At 76.5% G+C, this 920-nt stretch carries 1 protein-coding gene; it reads right to left on the bottom strand.

What is annotated here, in order from left to right; all coding sequences use genetic code 11:
* Window positions 1-920: AMP-binding protein (locus MKK54_RS14655; protein WP_244011917.1), on the bottom strand; the 920-nt coding region annotated here is incomplete at both ends.

A 920-nucleotide genomic window follows, 5' to 3' on the forward strand; every position in this document is an offset into this window, starting at 1 on the left:
GTCTGTGCTCGCAGCCCTCTAGGAAGCAGCGCTGATGCGTCCGCGCCACGACCCGCCTGGCGATCGGCCGGCCCGCAGCCAGCTCCTCGTCCGGCACACGGCGGCACCGCCGCACCCCGTCCCCGCCCGGCTGGCCGCGCGCGGGGCCTCGGGCGAGCGAGCGCCCCGCGGGCCGCTCCGCCGCGGCCGGTGCAGGGGTCCAGGTCGGGCGGGGCCCCGAAGGCGGGCGGCATGGCGGCGCCGACGTGCAGGGTGGTCACCCCGTGCCCGACGATGACCCGGCGCAGGGCCGGCGGATCGCGATGGGCGCCGGGCGGCGCCATCACCAAGGTGGCGCCGCAGAGCGCGGGCAGCAGCAGCTCCCAGACCGAGACGTCGAAGCCGATGGGGGTCTTCTGGAGGATGCGGTCGCGGGGGCCGATGCCGTAGGCGGCCGCCATCCAGTCGAGGCGGTTGAGGAGCGCGCCGTGGGTGTTGGCGCAGCCCTTGCGCCGGCCCGTCGAGCCCGAGGTGTAGATCACGTAGGCGAGGGTTTTTGGATGCGGCCGGGCCTCGGTCCAGGCGGCCCCGTCCGCTGGATCCGTGTCGGAGGTGTCCGCGTCGATGTGCAGGACGGTGAGACTGGGATGCTCGTGCGGGCCGGGGCAGGCGGCGGCCAGGGCCGTCGGTGTGACGAGGAGGCGCACGCCACTGTCGCGGACCATCGCGTCCAGGCGAGGGCGGGGCAGGTCGGGGACCAGGGGCAGGCAGGCGGCGCCGGCCTTGAGGATGGCGGGGGTCGCGACGAGAAGCTCGCAGGAGTGCTCCAGGGCGAGGCCGACGAGGGTGTCGGGGCCGTCGCCGGCCCGGGCGAGGCGGCTGCCCACGCGCGCCGCGCGGGCGTCGATACCAGAGCGGGTCAGCGGTTCGCGGTCCTCCAC

It is taken from the genome of Methylobacterium sp. J-068 (assembly GCF_022829445.1).
Lineage (GTDB): Bacteria > Pseudomonadota > Alphaproteobacteria > Rhizobiales > Beijerinckiaceae > Methylobacterium.